This is a genomic window from Sphingomonas sp. C3-2, from assembly GCF_033025475.1.
Taxonomy (GTDB): domain Bacteria; phylum Pseudomonadota; class Alphaproteobacteria; order Sphingomonadales; family Sphingomonadaceae; genus Sphingobium_A.
The window spans coordinates 3,325,274-3,341,553 of record NZ_CP130322.1; the positions used below are offsets into that span (position 1 = coordinate 3,325,274).

The following is a 16,280-nucleotide window of genomic DNA, read 5'->3' on the forward strand; positions in this document are numbered from 1 at the left end:
CCGTTTCCTGATCGTCAGGGCCGGCGCTGCGCTTCCGCCGCGGCTGAGGCAAGCTGGTCGGCGCGTTCGTTTTCGGGGTGGCCGGCATGGCCCTTCACCCATTGCCATTCAATCTGGTGCGGGCGGATCGCTTCGAGCAGTTCCTGCCACAGCTCGGCATTCTTCACCGGCTTTTTCGCGGCCGTCATCCAGCCGTTCTTCTGCCAGTTGAACACCCATTTCGTGATGCCGTCCTTCACATAAACGCTGTCGGTGTACAGCGTCACGCGGCATGGGCGCTTCAGCGCCTGCAACGCGCGGATGGCGCCCAGCATTTCCATGCGGTTGTTGGTCGTGTGCGGCTCGCCGCCCGACATTTCCTTTTCATGCGCGCCCATGCGCAGCACCGCGCCCCAGCCGCCGGGGCCGGGATTGCCCTTGCACGCGCCGTCGGTAAAGATTTCGACATGCGACATTTCGCTCATGCGCCCAGCAGGTTCTTGAGATCGGCGTCGCGGTAGAAATCGAGCCGGCGCAGAAAGGCGATCGGATCCTTGCGCGTCACCATCGCATCCGCCGGGGTGTTCAGCCAGTCCCAGGCGCGGGTCAGCAGGAAGCGCAGGCACGATCCGCGCGCCAGCACCGCAAAGGCCGCGCGTTCCTCGGCCGAAAGCCCGAAGCTCTCGTCATAACCGGCGATCAGTTCGCGGGCATTGTCGGCGTGATAGCCGGTGCCATCGCTTTCGAAACACCAGGCGCTGTGCGTCACCGCCACGTCCCATGCGCGGATTTCGGTGCAGGCGAAATAGAAGTCGATCACCCCAGTCACCGTTTCGCCCAGCATCAGGACATTGTCGGGAAACAGATCGGCATGGACCACGGCCTTGGGCAGGTGATGGGGCCAATGCGCTTCGAGGAACGCCAGCTCGTCTTCCACGCGCTGCTTCAGCCCCGGCTGGATCGCATCCAGATCGTCGCCGCAGCGCGTCGCCAGTGCGCGCCATCCGGCAAGCCCCAGCGTGTTCGGGCGGGTTTCCTCAAAATCGGCAAGCCCTGCATGCATCCGGCCCAGCGCGGCGCCGGCGGCGTGCGCTTGCCCGGCGGTCGGGTGGCTCACCGAGACGCCCTGAAGGAATTCGATCAGGCAGGCGGGGCGCCCCGCCACCGTCTGGATCTGGACGCCGTCGCTGTCCTTCAGCGCGCGGGGGACGGGGTTGCCCTTGTCGGCCAGATGGTCGAGCAGCTTCAGGAAAAAGGGCAGGTCGCCCGCATCGACGCGCTTTTCATAGAGCGTCAGGATGAAGCGGCTAAGGTCGGTCTCGACCAGATAGTTGCTGTTCTCCACCCCTTCGGCAATGCCCTTGGCGGAAACCAGCTGGCCGCCATTATAGCGATCCAGAAGCGCGGCCATCTCCTCGGCCGAAACCTGCGTGTAAACTGCCATGTTCGTATATCTCAGGCGGGTTCGAGGCCGCGGGGAAGCTTGAAGGAAATATCCTCGACCGCCGTTTCAACCTGGCGTTCGTTGACGGTGAAGCGTTCGGCCAGCCGGTCGACAACCTCGCGCACCAGCAGTTCGGGCGCAGAGGCGCCCGCCGTGATGCCCAGCGTGGTCACGCCGTCCAGCCATTCGAAATCGATCTCGCTCGCGCGCTGGATCATCCGCGCGGGAACGCCCGAGCGTTCGGCCACTTCCACCAGCCGCAGCGAGTTCGACGATTTGGGCGATCCGATCACCAGCACCAGCCCGCATTGCTCGGCGATCGCCTTTACCGAGGCTTGCCGGTTCGACGTGGCGTAGCAGATATCCTCGCCGCGCGGCGACTGGATGGTGGGAAAGCGCTGCTGCAGCACGGCTACCATCTGCGCGGTGTCGTCCACCGACAATGTGGTCTGCGTCAGGAAGGCGAGATTGTCGGGGTCGGCGGGCTGATAGGCCAGCGCATCCGCGACCGTCTCTATGAGCGACATCGATCCCTCGGGCACCTGGCCGAAGGTGCCGATCACCTCGGGGTGGCCCTTATGGCCGATGAACAGGATATGTCGGCCGGCCGCGACATGGCGTTCGGCCTGGCGGTGGACGCGCGACACCAGCGGGCAGGTCGCGTCGAGATAGCTCAGTCCACGCTCCTGCGCCTTGGCGGGCACCGCCTTGGGCACGCCGTGCGCCGAAAAGACGACGGGTACGTCGTCGGGCACTTCATGCAGTTCCTCGACAAAGATCGCGCCCTTGGCCTTCAGCGTGTCGACCACATATTTGTTGTGGACGATTTCGTGGCGCACATAGACGGGTGCGCCGAACTTCTCGATGGCCAGCTCGACAATGCGGATCGCGCGGTCAACGCCTGCGCAAAAGCCGCGCGGCGCGGCGATCAGCAGGTCGAGCGGGGGGAGGGGAGCAATGGTCTCGGTCATGTCACGCGCCCCTCTACGCTATTGCTCGGTCGCACGAAAGCGCTTCCTAAAGCCTATCGCGCTATTGCCCATCGCCTCGCTTGCTGGCAATCGTGCCGTCTCAGAATATTCGGGGATCCTGTCTGTGCCACGTATCAAGCCGCTTCTCGTCTGCACCGCGCTCGTTGCGCTTTCGGCCTGTGGAGGCAAGGACAACCAGCTCGTGATCGGCGGCATCACCGCCACGCGGTCGGCCTGCACCGCGGTCGGCGTGCCCGCGCAGACCGGCGATATCACGCTGTTCAGTCCCGAAAACAGCCGCGACGCCAGCGCGATCGACGTGGTGGCAACGATCACCAACGTCCAGTCGACCTGCGACGATACCGGCCCTGAAATCCTCACCAACGCCACGTTCGACGTGCTCGCAACGCGCACCGATCCGCGCGGCGCGCGCGAAGTGGTGCTGCCCTATTATTCCACCGTGCTGCGCGCCGGTCGCGTCGTCGTGTCCAAGCGGGTGAGCCATGTCGCCATCCGTTTCGAGGATGGTCAGACCCGTGCCACCGGCCGCGGCGGCGCCTCCGCGCAGGTCAACCGCGCCGCCGCCACGCTGCCCGACGATATTCGCGAACGCATCACCCGCAAGCGCAAGCCGGGGGAAGAAGACGCCGCGATCGATCCGATGGCGCTGCCCGAAGTGCGCGACGCGGTCTCGCGTGCCAGTTTCGAACTGCTGATCGGTTTCCAGCTTACCGACGCCCAATTGCGCTACAACGCGACGCGGTGATCACGAGCGCGATTGACTCGAATCGCTTGTACGACCAAGGCTGAAAAGGTCATCGGCGGGCAACCGCCGGGGATCGCGCGGGAGAGCGTATCCGGTGGGCTTCAAGCCCATCCGGGTTCCGCCGAAGGAGCAACCGCCCCGGAATCTCTCAGGTAAAAGGACCGCGCGGCCCTGTGACACTCTGGAAAGCGCGACGGATCAGCCCGTCGCCACCGAAGGGGTAAGTCCGTCTCCCATATGGAGGCGAACGAAAGCTCTCAGGTTCCCGTGACAGAGGGGGCAGTGAAGGACGGCACGAATCCGTGCGTCGTTCATTGTCTCTTTATGATGTTACGGAGTGCCCGAATGAGCGACGACGCTGAACAGAACGACATGACCCCGCTGCCCCTCGATGCTTGGCATCGTGCCCAGGGCGCGCGCCTCGTGTCCTTCGCCGGCTATGCCATGCCCATCCAGTATGAAGGCATCATGGCCGAACATCAGTGGACGCGCGAAAATGCGGGCCTGTTCGATGTCAGCCATATGGGCCAGCTCGGCTTTGGTGGGGCAGGCGTTGCCAAGGCGCTCGAACTGATCCTGCCCGGCAATATTCAGGAACTCGCCCCCGGCAAGATGCGCTATTCGCTGCTGCTCGACGAAAGCGGCGGCATCCACGACGATCTCATGGTTACGCGCCTGCCTGAAACCGGCCCGTTCGACGATGCCGCCATCTACATGGTCGTGAACGGCGCCACCAAATATGACGATATCGGCTATCTGCGCGAATATCTGCCCGACGAAATTTCCATGAACCATATGGACGATCAGGCGCTGCTCGCGCTGCAGGGCCCCAAGGCGGTCACCGTGCTCCAGCGGATCGTTCCGGGCGTCGAAAATCTCTATTTCATGGAAGCCGGCGCGTTTGAATGGAACGGCACCACGCTCTGGATCAGCCGTTCGGGCTATACCGGCGAGGACGGCTTTGAAATCTCGGTCCCGGCCGACAATGTCGAACAGCTGGCGCAGGCACTCGTCGATCAGGACGAGGTGAAGCCCATCGGCCTCGGCGCGCGCGATTCGCTGCGCCTTGAGGCGGGGTTGCCGCTCTACGGCCATGACGTCACGCTCGAAACCGATCCCATCACCGCCGATCTCACCTTCGCCATGCAAAAGCGCCGGCGCGAGGAAGGCGGCTTCATGGGCGCCGATATAGTGCTGAAGACGCTGGCCGAGGGCCCCGCGCGCAAGCGTGTCGGCCTGTCGATCACCGGGCGTCTGCCCGCGCGCGAAGGCGCTGAAATCTTTGTCGGCGATGAAAAGGTCGGCGTCGTCACCTCGGGCGGTTTCGCGCCCAGCGTCGGCGCTCCCATCGCCATGGGTTATGTCACGGCGGCGCTCAGCGCGCCGGGCACCCCGCTGCAGATCGAGGTCCGGGGCAAGCGGATCGACGCGGTCGTCGCGTCGACGCCCTTCGTGCCCCATCGTTATCATCGCAAAGGAGCTGCGAAATGAGCCGTTATTTCACCGAAGATCATGAATGGGTTGATGTAGACGGCGAAACCGCGACGGTCGGCATCACCGACTATGCGCAGGAACAGCTGGGCGACATCGTGTTCGTCGAAGTCCCCGAAGAGGGCAAGGCCGTCTCGAAGGGCGATGAAGCCGCCGTGGTGGAATCGGTGAAGGCTGCATCGGACGTCTATGCACCGGTTTCGGGCACCGTCGTCGAAGGCAACGCCGCCCTGGTCGACGATCCCGCGCTGGTGAACAGCTCGGCCGAAGAAGATGGCTGGTTCTTCCGCATCACCCTGTCCGACGCGTCGGAACTCGACGGGCTGATGGACGAAAACGCTTACAAGGCGTTCGTGGAAAAGCTGTGACCGAGCCGAACGCCGCGAGCCGCTGGGATGCGGGCGATTACGCGAAAAACGCGGCGTTCGTTCCTGCGCTTGGCGCGCCGGTGCTTGCCCTGCTCGCGCCCCGTGCGGGGGAGCGGATCCTCGATCTCGGCTGTGGCGACGGCGTTTTGACGCAGGCGCTGGTCGAGGCCGGGGCTTCGGTCCTCGGCGTCGATGCGTCGGCGGATATGGTTGCGGCGGCGGTGGCGCGCGGGCTCGATGCTCATGTCGCCGATGGCCAGGCGCTCGATTTCGTCGAGGCGTTCGACGCGGTGTTCAGCAACGCCGCGCTCCACTGGATGCTCGACGGTGCCGCCGTTGCGGCGGGCGTGTTCCGCGCGCTTCGGCCCGGCGGGCGCTTCGTCGGCGAAATGGGCGGCCACGGCAATGTCGCGGTGCTCCGGCGGGCGCTGCGCGCCGAACTCGCCGAACGCGGCTATCCGCTTCCGGCAGACGACCCGCAATGGTATCCGACGCCCGAGGCCTTTTCGGCGATCTACGCCGCGGCGGGCTTTGTCGATATCGAGGCGCGGCTCATTCCGCGTCCCACCCCGCTGCCCGCCGGTGCCGCCGGCTGGTACAAGACTTTCCGGGCCGGTTTCCTCGATACCGCCCAGGTGCCCGATGCCGAGCAGGACGGCGTTGCCGCCGCCGCGGCAGAGCGCGCTGCCCCCGAATTGCTTCAACCCGATGGACAATGGATCGCAGACTATGTCCGCCTGCGGTTCACGATGAGAAAGCCTGATTGATGCGCTATTTGCCCCTCACTGCCGAGGATCGCACCGCGATGCTCGCCAAGATCGGCGCCAAGTCGATTGACGATCTGTTCGCCGATGTGCCGGCCGTCGCCCATCTCGACGGCCCGGTTGCCGGTCTGCCCAACCATGCCAGCGAACTGGCGGTCGAACGCCATCTGACCAGGCTCGCCCGGCAGAACCTCTCGGCCTCCGAAGCGCCGTTCTTCCTCGGCTGCGGCGCGTACAAGCATCATATCCCCGCATCGGTCGATCATCTCATCCAGCGCGGCGAGTTTCTGACGGCGTACACGCCCTATCAGCCGGAAATCGCGCAGGGCACGCTCCAGATGCTCTTCGAATTCCAGACTCAGGTCGCCCGCCTGTTCGGGTGCGACGTGGCGAACGCCTCGATGTACGACGGCTCCACCGCCTGCTGGGAAGCGATCGTCATGGCCCGCCGCGTCACCAAGCGCGGCAAGGCGATCCTCTCGAACGGTCTCCACCCGCATTATGTCTCGGTCGCCAACACCATGGCGGGCTTCACCGGCGATGTGCTCGAAACCGCGCTTCCCGAACTCGATGCCGCCGGCGACGCCGAAAAGCTTCTTGGCATGATCGACAAGGACACTTCCTGCGTCGTCGTCCAATATCCCGATATCCTCGGCCGGATCACCGATCTTGAACCGATCGCCGCCAAGGCGCACGAAAATGGCGCGCTCTTGATCGCGGTCGTCACCGAACCCGTGGCGCTCGGCGCGATCAAGTCGCCCGGCGAAATGGGCGCGGACATCGTCGTTGGCGAGGGGCAGTCGCTTGGCGTCGGCCTCCAGTTCGGTGGTCCCTATGTCGGCCTCTTCGCGTGCAAGGAACGCTTCGTCCGCCAGATGCCGGGTCGTCTCTGCGGTGAAACCGTCGATGCAGAGGGCAAGCGCGGCTTCGTGCTCACGCTCTCGACGCGCGAACAGCATATCCGCCGCGAAAAGGCGACGTCGAACATCTGCACCAACGCTGGGCTCTGTGCGCTCGCTTTCTCGATCCACATGACGCTTCTGGGCGAAGAGGGCTTGCGCGATCTCGCGGCGCTCAACCATGCCCGCGCGGTGCAGGCGGCCGATGTGCTCGCCGCGGTTCCCGGTGTCGAACTCGTGAACGACAGTTTCTTCAACGAATTCACGCTCAAGCTCAGCAAGCCCGCGCGCCCCGTCGTGCGCCAGCTTGCCGAACAGGGCATTTTGGCGGGCGTCTCGCTCGGCCGCCTCTATCCGGGTGAAGAGGCGCTTGAAAACGCGCTTGTGGTGGCTGTCACCGAAACGGTGACGGCGGAAGATGTCGATGCGCTGGCCGCAGCGCTCAAGGAGGTGCTGGCATGAGCATGAACCGCGAAGGACGCGTCACGCGCCCCGAAGTCGAAGGCATCGCGCCCGCTGCCGCAACCTTTACCGGCAACCGCGCGCTGATGCTCGAAGAAGCGCTGATCTTCGAGATCGGTGACACGCATACGACGGGCGTCGATATCGATGCCGCGCCCAAGGTGGCCAGCCGTCTCGGCAATCTCGCGCGTTCGCGCCCGATCGGCCTGCCGGGTCTGTCCGAACCCGAAACGGTGCGCCACTATACGCGCCTCAGCCGTCAGAATTACGCGATCGATCTCGGCCTGTTCCCGCTCGGTTCGTGCACGATGAAGCACAATCCGCGTCTCAACGAAAAGCTTGCGCGCCTGCCGGGCTTTGCCGACGCCCACCCGCTTCAGCCGATCGATACAGTTCAGGGCGGCCTCCAGCTGATCCATGAACTCGCCGACTGGCTGTGCAAATTGACCGGCATGCCCGCCGTCGCGATGAGCCCCAAGGCGGGCGCGCACGGCGAACTGTGCGGTCTGCTCGCGATCCGTTCGGCGCTTGAGGCGCGCGGTGACAAGCGCTCGGTCATCCTCGTTCCCGAAAGCGCGCACGGCACCAACCCGGCAACCGCGGCGTTTTGCGGCTATGCGGTCGAAAACATCCCCGCGACCCCCGATGGCCGCGTCGATCTCGAAGCGTTGAAGGCGCGCCTCGGCCCCGATGTCGCGGCGGTGATGATCACCAATCCCAACACCTGCGGCCTGTTCGAACGCGATATGAAGGCGATTTCGGACGCGGTCCACGCGGCCGGCGCGCTGGTTTACTGCGACGGTGCGAACTTCAACGCGATCGTCGGCCGCGTCCGTCCGGGCGATCTCGGCATCGACGCGATGCACATCAACCTGCACAAGACCTTCTCCACCCCGCATGGCGGGGGCGGTCCGGGTGCCGGCCCGGTGGTGTTCTCGGCTGCGCTCGCGCCCTTCGCGCCGCTGCCCTTCGTCGAAAAGACCGAGGAGGGGTACCGCCTCGTCGAAGAGGAAAATGCCGGCGAGCATCACCCGCAGACCTTTGGCCGCATGACCGCGTTCAACGGCCAGATGGGCATGTTCACCCGCGCGCTCAGCTATATCCTCAGCCACGGCGCCGATGGCCTGCGCCAGGTTGCCGAGGATGCGGTGCTCAACGCCAACTATGTGCTGCGCAGCCTTGATGACGTGCTCGACGCGCCCTTCGCCGCCAGCGGTCCGTGCATGCACGAGGCGCTGTTCTCCGATGCGGGCTTTGCCGAGGGCTTCACCACGCTCGACGTCGCCAAGGCGCTGATCGACGAGGGTTATCACCCGATGACCATGTATTTCCCGCTGGTCGTCCACGGGGCGATGCTGGTCGAACCCACCGAAACCGAAAGCAAGGCCGCGCTCGATCAGTTCATCGGCGCGCTGCGTTCGGTCGCCGAACGCGCGCGTGCGGGGGATCCGGCGCTCAAGTCCGCGCCGCACTTCGCGCCGCGCCGCCGCCTTGATGAGACGCTTGCCGCGCGCAAGCCGGTGCTCGTCTGGAAGGAAAAGGAGGTGGCGCTCGCCGCCGAATGACCGGAGACGCACGGCCCTGGTTCGTGAACGAGGCTGGCGGGGAAGCGCGCAAGCACGCCCCCGCCACGCTGCGTAACCGGGAACCGATCGTCGATATTCTCCGCACCGTGCTGCCCGAAAGCGGCACGGTGCTGGAGGTGGCGAGCGGCAGCGGCGAACATGCCGCCTGGTTCGCCGCGGCTTTTCCCGAACTGCGCTGGCAGCCCAGCGATCCCGACGGTCAGGCCTGCGCCTCGATTGCCGCATGGTGCGACGGACTTCCCAATGTCCTGCCGCCGCTCATGCTCGATGCGTCGGCGTCTGACTGGCCGGTGGGCGCGGTCGATGCGATCCTGTGCATCAACATGATCCATATCAGCCCGTGGGAAGCCACTATCGGCCTGATGCGCGGGGCAGGGGAACGGCTTTCAACCGGCGCACCGCTCTATCTTTACGGCCCCTATCGCCGCGCAGGTGTCGAGACCGCCGAAAGCAACGAGGCGTTCGATCGCTCGCTCAAAAGCCGCAACCCCGCATGGGGGCTGCGCGATGTTGACGATGTAGTTTCAGTTGCTACTAGATATGGCCTTGCATTCGAGACGGTGGTCGAGATGCCGGCCAATAATCTCTCCCTAATCCTCAGGAAAACATGACCCAAAACGCCCTGGACCGTATTCAGACCATCGAGCTTCTCGACGAACGGCTCCGCTGGCTGTCCTCCTGGACGATCCATAATGCCAATCATGTCCGCGAAAGCCGCGACGGGCTGAAGGTCGGCGGCCATCAGGCCAGTTGCGCCTCGATCTCAACGATCATGGCCGCGCTCTATTTCCATGCGCTCGGCCCCAACGACAAGGTCGCCGTCAAGCCGCATGCCGGGCCGGTTCTCCACGCCATCCATTATCTGCTCGGCAATCAGTCGCGCGAGCAGCTTCAGAATTTCCGCGGTCTTGGCGGCGCGCAAAGCTATCCCAGCCGCACCAAGGATCGCATTCCCGTCGATTTTTCGACCGGGTCGGTCGGTCTCGGCGTCGCGATCACCGCCTTTGCCAGCCTTGTTCAGGATTATCTGATCGCGCATGGCGGGCTGGCAGAGGGCGATGCCGGCCGCATGATCGCGCTGATGGGCGATGCCGAGCTCGACGAGGGCAATATCTACGAATGCCTGATCGAGGCGTATAAGCATCAGGTCCGCAATTGCTGGTGGGTCGTCGACTATAACCGCCAGTCGCTCGACGCGACGACGGCGGACCGCATGTTCCGCCGCTTCGACGATATTTTCGAAACCTGCGGCTGGCGCGTCGTCACGCTCAAATATGGCAAGCTGCAACAGGCGGCCTTCCGCGAGCCGGGCGGCGAAGCCTTGCGCGACTGGATCGAAACCACCCCCAATGTCGAATTCGCGGCGCTCACCTATCAGGGCGGCGCGGCCTGGCGCGCGCGGTTGCTCGCCGATCTGGGCGGTGTTCCGGGGATGGCCGATCTTCTCGCCGCGCGCGATGATGCGGCGCTGGCGCGGCTGATGACCAATCTGGGCGGGCACTGCGCCGAATGTCTGGTCGAGGCGTTCGACGCCTGCCAGGACGATGTTCCCACGCTCTTCATCGCCTATACGGTCAAGGGCTATGGTCTGCCCTTTGCCGGGCACAAGGACAATCACGCCGGGCTGATGAACCCCGCGCAGATTGAGGGGTTTCGCGATCAGCTCGGCATCGCGCCGGGGGCGGAATGGGAACCCTGGGCCGGGCTCGGTGAAAATGCTGCTGCTGCGGCGCGCGCGCTGGCAGAGGCATCGCCGCTCGTCCGCGCCAAAAGGGGCCGGGCAGCATCTGTCGATGTGCCCGCGCTCGCCACGCCCGAGGGGGCCGAGCAGTCGACCCAGGCGGCCTTCGGCAAGATCCTGCTCGATCTCGCCAAGGGCGGCTCCGAATTTGCGCGGCGCATCGTCACCACCTCGCCCGACGTAACCGTCTCCACCAATCTCGGTGCCTGGGTTAACCAGCGCGGGCTCTTCCGCCGTCAGGAACTCGAAGACGTGTTCCTAAAGGCCCGCATTCCCTCGGCGCAAAAATGGGGCGGCAGCAGCGCGGGCCAGCATATCGAACTTGGCATTGCGGAAAATAACCTTTTCCTGATGCTCGCCGCGCTCGGGCTGGCGGGCGATATTTTCGGCGAACGGCTGATCCCTGTCGGCACCGTCTATGATCCCTTCATCGCGCGCGGGCTCGATGCGCTCAACTATGCCTGTTATCAGGATGCGCGCTTCATGCTCGTCGCCACGCCCTCGGGCGTCACGCTCGGGCCCGAAGGCGGCGCGCACCAGTCGATCAACCCGCCGCTCATCGCCATGGGGCAGCCGGGGCTCACCCATTACGAACCCGCCTTTGTCGATGAACTCGCGGTGCTCATGCAGCACGGCTTTGCGCTGATGCAGCAGCCGGACGGCGAAAGCGTCTATCTGCGCCTGTCCACCCGCGTGATCGATCAGGTCGCACGCGAGGGCGCGGATTGGGCGGCGGATGCCGTCAAGGGTGGCTACTGGCTGAAAAAACCGGGGGCGGGCGCGCAGGCCGCAATCGTCTATATGGGCGCGCTGGCGCCCGAGGCCCTGGCTGCATGGGACGCGATGGCAGAGGACATGCCCGGCCTCGGCCTGCTCGCGATCACCTCGCCCGATCTTCTCCACCGTGATTGGTCCGCCGCCGAGGCACGGCGCTGGACGGATGGCGCGCGCACCCCGGCGCATGTCGAAACGCTCCTGTCCGTGCTGCCTCAAGGGGCCGGGCTGGTGACGCTGCTCGACGGTGCGCCCGCCGCGCTCTCATGGCTCGGCGGCGTGCGCGGCCAGCGCGTGGTGCCGCTCGGCACCGATCGCTTCGGCCAGACCGGCGATCTTCCCGATCTCTACCGCGCCTACCGGCTGGATGTGGACGCGGTGGTGGAGGCGATGGCCGGGCTTATCGCCTGATCGCGGCCATCACCGCGTCGGCCGCGCGCGCGATCGCGCCCTGCCAGCGCCCCATGGCATATTCCACGGCCGCGCGCTGGCGCGGGGCCGTGGTGTCATGGCCGGCCACCGCGCGGTCGATCGCGGCGATCATGTCGGCGGGGCCGTTCGCCACTTCGCCCAGATGCCAGTTGGCGTAGCGCAGGTCAGTTTCCCAGGCCACGCCGTGCGTGTTCAGGAAGGCGGCCGGGCGCGGCTGCGCGATGAATTCGTAAAACTGGCTCGATACGTCGCCCAGATAGATGTCGGCGCCCAGCGTATAGGTCATGTCCGTCAGTCGGGGGGAACGCAGGTCGATCATGATCTGGCCCGGTATCGCCAGCGCCTGCCACGCGGCCATGGTTTCTGCCGACATGTCGTCGGACGCGCGGATATGCGGGGCATAGACAAGATTATACCGATCCTGCGCTGCGAACGCCGCGATCACCTCGCGCGCCGCATCCAGCGATGAAATCGCCGGGTCGAAATGCGGGTTGTAGAGTACTACCGGCCGGTCATTGTCGAACAGCGGCGGGCGGGACGCCGCCCCGCGCGCCAGATAATCGAGCTTCACATAACCGATCTCGACCAGCCTTTCGCGCGGGATCGCCTGTGCCTCCACCGCGCGCTTGGTGTCCTTTTCGCCGGGAACGAGGATCAGGTCGAATGCCTTTAACCGCTTTTCCGACTTGGGCGCGCGGTCGCCCGCGCCGTGGCGGAAATGGATGAGCGGCGCGCGCGTCAGGTGAAACGTCTTCAGCGCGGCCGATGTTCGCTCGGGCGTCGCGATCACCGTCGCTTTGCGCAGCATCCGGGCAAAGCGCAGCAGCAGCGGCCCCTTGGTCGCGGTCTTGCGCCCGGTGATACGCGCCAGCCAGTGGCCGCTCGCCGGAATGGCGACTTCCTCGATCGACAGGGCCGGGGCCTCCATCGCGCGCGCCACCTCGGCAATGGCCTTGCCCGTTTCCGGGTCGGCGTGGAGGCAGCGTACGTGTGCATCTGGCATCCGGCGGCTCAGTTCGGCGGCCACGGGGGCAACATGCGCCACATGGTGCGTGCCACCGATGAACAGAAAGGCGATTTCGGTCTTGGCCATCTTGGTCGTGATCAGCTCGGTTGTGATGTGGTTGCCGCCACCGTGTTGGCGCGCGCCAGACGGTGCTCGCGCCACACGATGTAAAGTCCGCTTGCGATGATGATCGGCGCCCCGATCCAGGTCGCGGGCGTCGGCAACATCGCAAAGAACACCCAGCCATATAGCGTGGCCCAGATCAGCGCCGAATAGTCCATCGGCACCACCAGCGATACCGGGGCCCAGCGCAGCGCGGCGGTCAGCGCCATCTGGCCCAGCCCGCCGATCACGCCGATCGCGAGCAGCAGCGCCCAAGTGACGGGGTCGTGTGATTGCGCGACGAAGAGATAGGCGATGCCCAGCGGCGGCATGGAGAGGAGCGAGAACCAGAACACCGTCGTCGGCGCGGTTTCGGTCCGGCCGATCTGGCGCAGCAAGATACTGATAAACGCCACCATGAACGCCGCGAACAGCCCCACCGCTGCGCCGTAAAGCGGGAAATGATCGCCCCCCGCACCGGGCTGGACGACGATCAGCACGCCGACAAAACCGACGATTACCGCGCCCCAGCGGTGGATGCCGGGCATTTCGCGCAGCATCATCACCGACAGCAGCGTGGCAAAGATCGGCACCGTGAACTGCAGCGTCGTCGCTTCGGCCAGCGGTAGCAGGATCACCGCGCCGAAATTGGCGATCATCCCGATAACCCCCGCCGCGGTGCGCGAGATGTGCGCGCCGATCCGCCGCGTCGCGAGCGACTGGATGCCCGGTCCCATCATCACGAACGCAACGACGATCGGCACCGCCATCCCCTGGCGAAAGAACATGATCTCGAACAGATGCGCGCCGCGCTCGGAGGCGATCTTGATCAGCGCCGACATGGTCGAAAGGCAGAAGATCGCCGCAAGGCGCAGTCCCAGCGCGTAGAAGGGACGTTCGCGATGCGCTGGATTCTGACTCATGCCAATGCTTTATAGGCTGGACCGTCCGGATCAAGGACGATCCGGTTGAAACCCGGTCGCGAACTGCTTAAGCGCGATGGCGAACGTCTATCGAAAGAGAACCATGAAACACGCGTTGCCCGTCACCCGCGAACAGGATTTCGCCGCCTGGTATCAGGCGGTTGTCTCGGAAGCCGATCTTGCCGAGGAATCCGGCGTGCGCGGCTGCATGGTCATTCGTCCCTGGGGCTATGGCCTGTGGGAACGTATCCAGAAGCTGCTCGATGCCGAGATCAAGCGCACGGGCCACGAAAACTGCTATTTCCCGCTCTTCATTCCCTTGAGCTATTTCGCCAAGGAAGCTGAGCATGTCGATGGTTTCGCCAAGGAAATGGCGGTCGTCACGCATCATCGCCTGACCGCGAAGGACGGCACGCTCATCCCCGATCCCGAGGCGAAGCTTGAAGAACCGCTGGTCGTTCGCCCCACTTCCGAAACCGTCATCGGCACGGCCTTTTCGCGCTGGGTGCAGAGCTGGCGCGATCTGCCCGTGCTCGTCAACCAGTGGGCGAACGTCGTCCGCTGGGAAATGCGCACGCGCATGTTCCTGCGCACCACCGAATTCCTCTGGCAGGAAGGGCACACCGCCCATTCCAGCCGCGAAGAAGCGCTCGAAGAAACGCTCAAGATGCTCGAGGTCTATCGGAATTTCTCCGAATCCTGCCTCGCCATGCCCGTCGTGGCCGGCGAAAAGCCGGAAAATGAACGCTTCCCCGGCGCCGATGCCACCTATTCGATCGAAGCGATGATGCAGGACGGCAAGGCGCTCCAGGCGGGCACCTCGCATTTCCTCGGCACCACCTTCTCCAAGGCGCAGAATATCCGCTTCCAGAACAAGGAAGGCGAGCTTGAACTGGCGCAGACGACCAGCTGGGGCGTCTCCACCCGCATGATCGGCGGCGTCATCATGACGCATGGCGATGACGATGGCCTGCGCGCGCCGCCGGTGATCGCGCCCTGGCAGATCGTGATCGTGCCGATGCTGCGCGACAATGACGAGGACGAAGCGATCCTCGATTATTGCAAGGCGCTGGCAAAGGAATTGAACGCCCAGTCCGCCTTCGGCGAACCGGTTCGCGCGATGGTCGATGCCCGCGCGCAGAAGGCGTCGAACAAGCGCTGGTCGTGGGTGAAGAAGGGTGCACCGCTCATCGTCGAGGTCGGCCCGCGCGATCTGGCGCAGGGCAATGTCGCCGTGCTCCGCCGTGATCGCCTGTACAACGAAGCCGGCAAGCCCGCTTCGGCCTTCCTGCCGCGCGCCGATTTCGTCGCGCAGGCCGCTGAAACGCTCGTCGACATCCAGAACAACCTCTATGCCGAGGCAAAGGCGCGCCAGGACGCGAATATCGTCCGCGGCGTCACCGACTTTGCCGAACTGGAAGCCTTCTACACCTCGGGCAAGAAATTCCCCGGCTGGGTAGAGGTGCAGTGGGCCAAGCCCACCGGCGAGGCGCTCGACAAGGTCGTCGAACGGCTGAAGGCGCTCAAGCTCACCATCCGCAACACCGCGCAGGATGCGCAGCCTGCGGATGGCGCCTGCATCTTTACCGGCGAACCGGCGGTCGAACGCATTCTGGTCGCCCGCGCGTACTGATCCTTTCGGGCGCATGCGGTGGGGCCAGGGCATTGGCCCGCTCCCGCCGCATGCGCCTTTTCTATCTATACGATAGAAAAATTATCAGCGCTTTCATCACTTCTGTTTTTGCCATGGCGCCGCGTCTGGTTAGACATTGCATGTCATCAACGCTGACCGGATCACCGGAAGACCATGTCAAAACGCGCCCTTATCGTTCGTCACGTTCCTTACGAAGGCATTGCCGGCTTTCGTGCGCCGGTTGAGGCTGCGGGCTACACGATCGAACGGATCGATGTGTCCGACCCCGAATTTCCGGGCGTCGATCTCGTCTCGCCCGATCTCGTCCTGCTCATGGGCGGCCCGATGGGGGTGTACGAGCATGCGGAAAATCCCTGGATCGTGCACGAGATTGAGCGGCTCGCCGAACGCATGGCGGCTGATCGGCCCACCATCGGCGTCTGCCTTGGCGCGCAGATGATCGCCGCCGCGCTCGGCGCGCGCGTCTATCAGGGGCCGGAAAAGGAAATCGGTTTCTATCCGCTCGCGATCAACGACAATGGCATCCGCTCGCCGGTCGCGCATCTCGCCGATCAGCATATCCTGCAATGGCATGGCGACACGTTCGACCTGCCCGACAATGTTGAACTGCTCGCCTCCACCCCGCGCTATCCGCATCAGGCGTTCCGGCGCGGGCGTAACGTGCTGGCGCTCCAGTTCCACGCTGAAATGGGGCTCGATCCGCGGATAGAGGCGTGGATCGATCAGTCGCAGGACAGTCTCGACCAGCTTGGCCTGTGCCCGCACGGCCTGCGCGCCGATTATGCGCGGATCGGCCCCTCGGCGGTCGATGCGGGGCAGCGCATGGTGGGGGAATGGCTCCAGGCGGTCGGCTGATCGTCGCGCTTCGCGATTGCGCTTTGTCCTTCCCGCTTCCATCATCGCATGGTGATGGGGAGG

Annotated in this window: 15 protein-coding genes and 1 riboswitch; of the genes, 10 read left to right on the forward strand and 5 right to left on the reverse strand. The window is 64.9% G+C overall.

The genetic code is table 11. The features are described 5' to 3' along the window. Positions 1 to 14 precede the first annotated feature (14 nt). Genes rnhA through ispH form a run of 3 tightly spaced genes read right to left on the reverse strand, consistent with a single transcriptional unit; the run spans position 15 to position 2,394 of the window. The gene (gene rnhA / locus QYC26_RS15975) at positions 15 to 464 is read right to left on the reverse strand and encodes a ribonuclease HI (protein ID WP_317513211.1); all 450 of its coding nucleotides are present in this window, start codon (positions 462 to 464) and stop codon (positions 15 to 17) included. Beyond that, on the reverse strand, positions 461 to 1,423 hold the full coding sequence (gene thrB, locus QYC26_RS15980) for a homoserine kinase (protein WP_317513212.1): 963 nt from the start codon (positions 1,421 to 1,423) through the stop codon (positions 461 to 463). Before thrB ends, rnhA begins: the two co-directional genes overlap by 4 nt. 11 nt (positions 1,424 to 1,434) lie before the next feature. Next, positions 1,435 to 2,394: a 4-hydroxy-3-methylbut-2-enyl diphosphate reductase gene (gene ispH / locus QYC26_RS15985; protein ID WP_317513213.1), complete on the reverse strand. Its 960-nt coding sequence runs from the start codon at positions 2,392 to 2,394 to the stop codon at positions 1,435 to 1,437. A gap of 124 nt (positions 2,395 to 2,518) precedes the next feature. On the opposite strand from ispH, the gene QYC26_RS15990 reads away from it, so the two are divergent. From QYC26_RS15990 to QYC26_RS16025, 8 genes are all read left to right on the forward strand, one after another. Continuing rightward, the gene (locus tag QYC26_RS15990; RefSeq protein WP_317513214.1) at positions 2,519 to 3,160 is read left to right on the forward strand and encodes a hypothetical protein; all 642 of its coding nucleotides are present in this window, start codon (positions 2,519 to 2,521) and stop codon (positions 3,158 to 3,160) included. A 68-nt stretch (positions 3,161 to 3,228) separates the two neighbouring features. Further along, a riboswitch (glycine riboswitch) is annotated at positions 3,229 to 3,334 on the forward strand. A gap of 171 nt (positions 3,335 to 3,505) precedes the next feature. Continuing rightward, positions 3,506 to 4,651, forward strand: a complete 1,146-nt coding sequence (gene gcvT / locus QYC26_RS15995) for a glycine cleavage system aminomethyltransferase GcvT (RefSeq protein WP_317513215.1) — start codon at positions 3,506 to 3,508, stop codon at positions 4,649 to 4,651. Further along, positions 4,648 to 5,019: a glycine cleavage system protein GcvH gene (gcvH, locus tag QYC26_RS16000; protein WP_317513216.1), complete on the forward strand. Its 372-nt coding sequence runs from the start codon at positions 4,648 to 4,650 to the stop codon at positions 5,017 to 5,019. Before gcvT ends, gcvH begins: the two co-directional genes overlap by 4 nt. Next, the gene (locus tag QYC26_RS16005) at positions 5,016 to 5,786 is read left to right on the forward strand and encodes a class I SAM-dependent methyltransferase (RefSeq protein WP_317513217.1); all 771 of its coding nucleotides are present in this window, start codon (positions 5,016 to 5,018) and stop codon (positions 5,784 to 5,786) included. Before gcvH ends, QYC26_RS16005 begins: the two co-directional genes overlap by 4 nt. Then, positions 5,786 to 7,144 (forward strand): aminomethyl-transferring glycine dehydrogenase subunit GcvPA, encoded by a 1,359-nt coding sequence (gcvPA, locus tag QYC26_RS16010; RefSeq protein ID WP_317513218.1) that lies wholly within the window; start codon positions 5,786 to 5,788, stop codon positions 7,142 to 7,144. Before QYC26_RS16005 ends, gcvPA begins: the two co-directional genes overlap by 1 nt. Continuing rightward, on the forward strand, positions 7,141 to 8,709 hold the full coding sequence (gene gcvPB / locus QYC26_RS16015) for an aminomethyl-transferring glycine dehydrogenase subunit GcvPB (protein ID WP_317513219.1): 1,569 nt from the start codon (positions 7,141 to 7,143) through the stop codon (positions 8,707 to 8,709). Before gcvPA ends, gcvPB begins: the two co-directional genes overlap by 4 nt. Continuing rightward, positions 8,706 to 9,341 carry a DUF938 domain-containing protein gene (locus tag QYC26_RS16020; RefSeq protein WP_317513220.1) on the forward strand — a complete coding sequence of 212 codons (636 nt, stop codon included), beginning with the start codon at positions 8,706 to 8,708 and terminating at the stop codon, positions 9,339 to 9,341. Before gcvPB ends, QYC26_RS16020 begins: the two co-directional genes overlap by 4 nt. Continuing rightward, positions 9,338 to 11,656 carry a transketolase gene (locus QYC26_RS16025; protein WP_317513221.1) on the forward strand — a complete coding sequence of 773 codons (2,319 nt, stop codon included), beginning with the start codon at positions 9,338 to 9,340 and terminating at the stop codon, positions 11,654 to 11,656. Before QYC26_RS16020 ends, QYC26_RS16025 begins: the two co-directional genes overlap by 4 nt. Here the strand turns inward: QYC26_RS16025 and QYC26_RS16030 are convergent. Together QYC26_RS16030 and QYC26_RS16035 are read right to left on the reverse strand one after the other, a co-directional pair. Continuing rightward, positions 11,646 to 12,770 carry a hypothetical protein gene (locus QYC26_RS16030; protein WP_317513222.1) on the reverse strand — a complete coding sequence of 375 codons (1,125 nt, stop codon included), beginning with the start codon at positions 12,768 to 12,770 and terminating at the stop codon, positions 11,646 to 11,648. The two genes, QYC26_RS16025 and QYC26_RS16030, sit on opposite strands and share 11 nt — an antisense overlap. 11 nt (positions 12,771 to 12,781) lie before the next feature. Continuing rightward, positions 12,782 to 13,708, reverse strand: a complete 927-nt coding sequence (locus QYC26_RS16035) for a DMT family transporter (protein ID WP_317513223.1) — start codon at positions 13,706 to 13,708, stop codon at positions 12,782 to 12,784. Between the two features lie 103 nt (positions 13,709 to 13,811). Between QYC26_RS16035 and proS the strand changes: the two genes are divergently transcribed. Further along, positions 13,812 to 15,341: a proline--tRNA ligase gene (proS, locus tag QYC26_RS16040; protein WP_317513224.1), complete on the forward strand. Its 1,530-nt coding sequence runs from the start codon at positions 13,812 to 13,814 to the stop codon at positions 15,339 to 15,341. Positions 15,342 to 15,515: 174 nt separating this feature from the next. Beyond that, positions 15,516 to 16,217, forward strand: coding sequence for a glutamine amidotransferase (locus tag QYC26_RS16045; protein ID WP_317513225.1), 702 nt, complete (start codon positions 15,516 to 15,518; stop codon positions 16,215 to 16,217). The last annotated feature ends 63 nt before the right edge of the window (positions 16,218 to 16,280 follow it).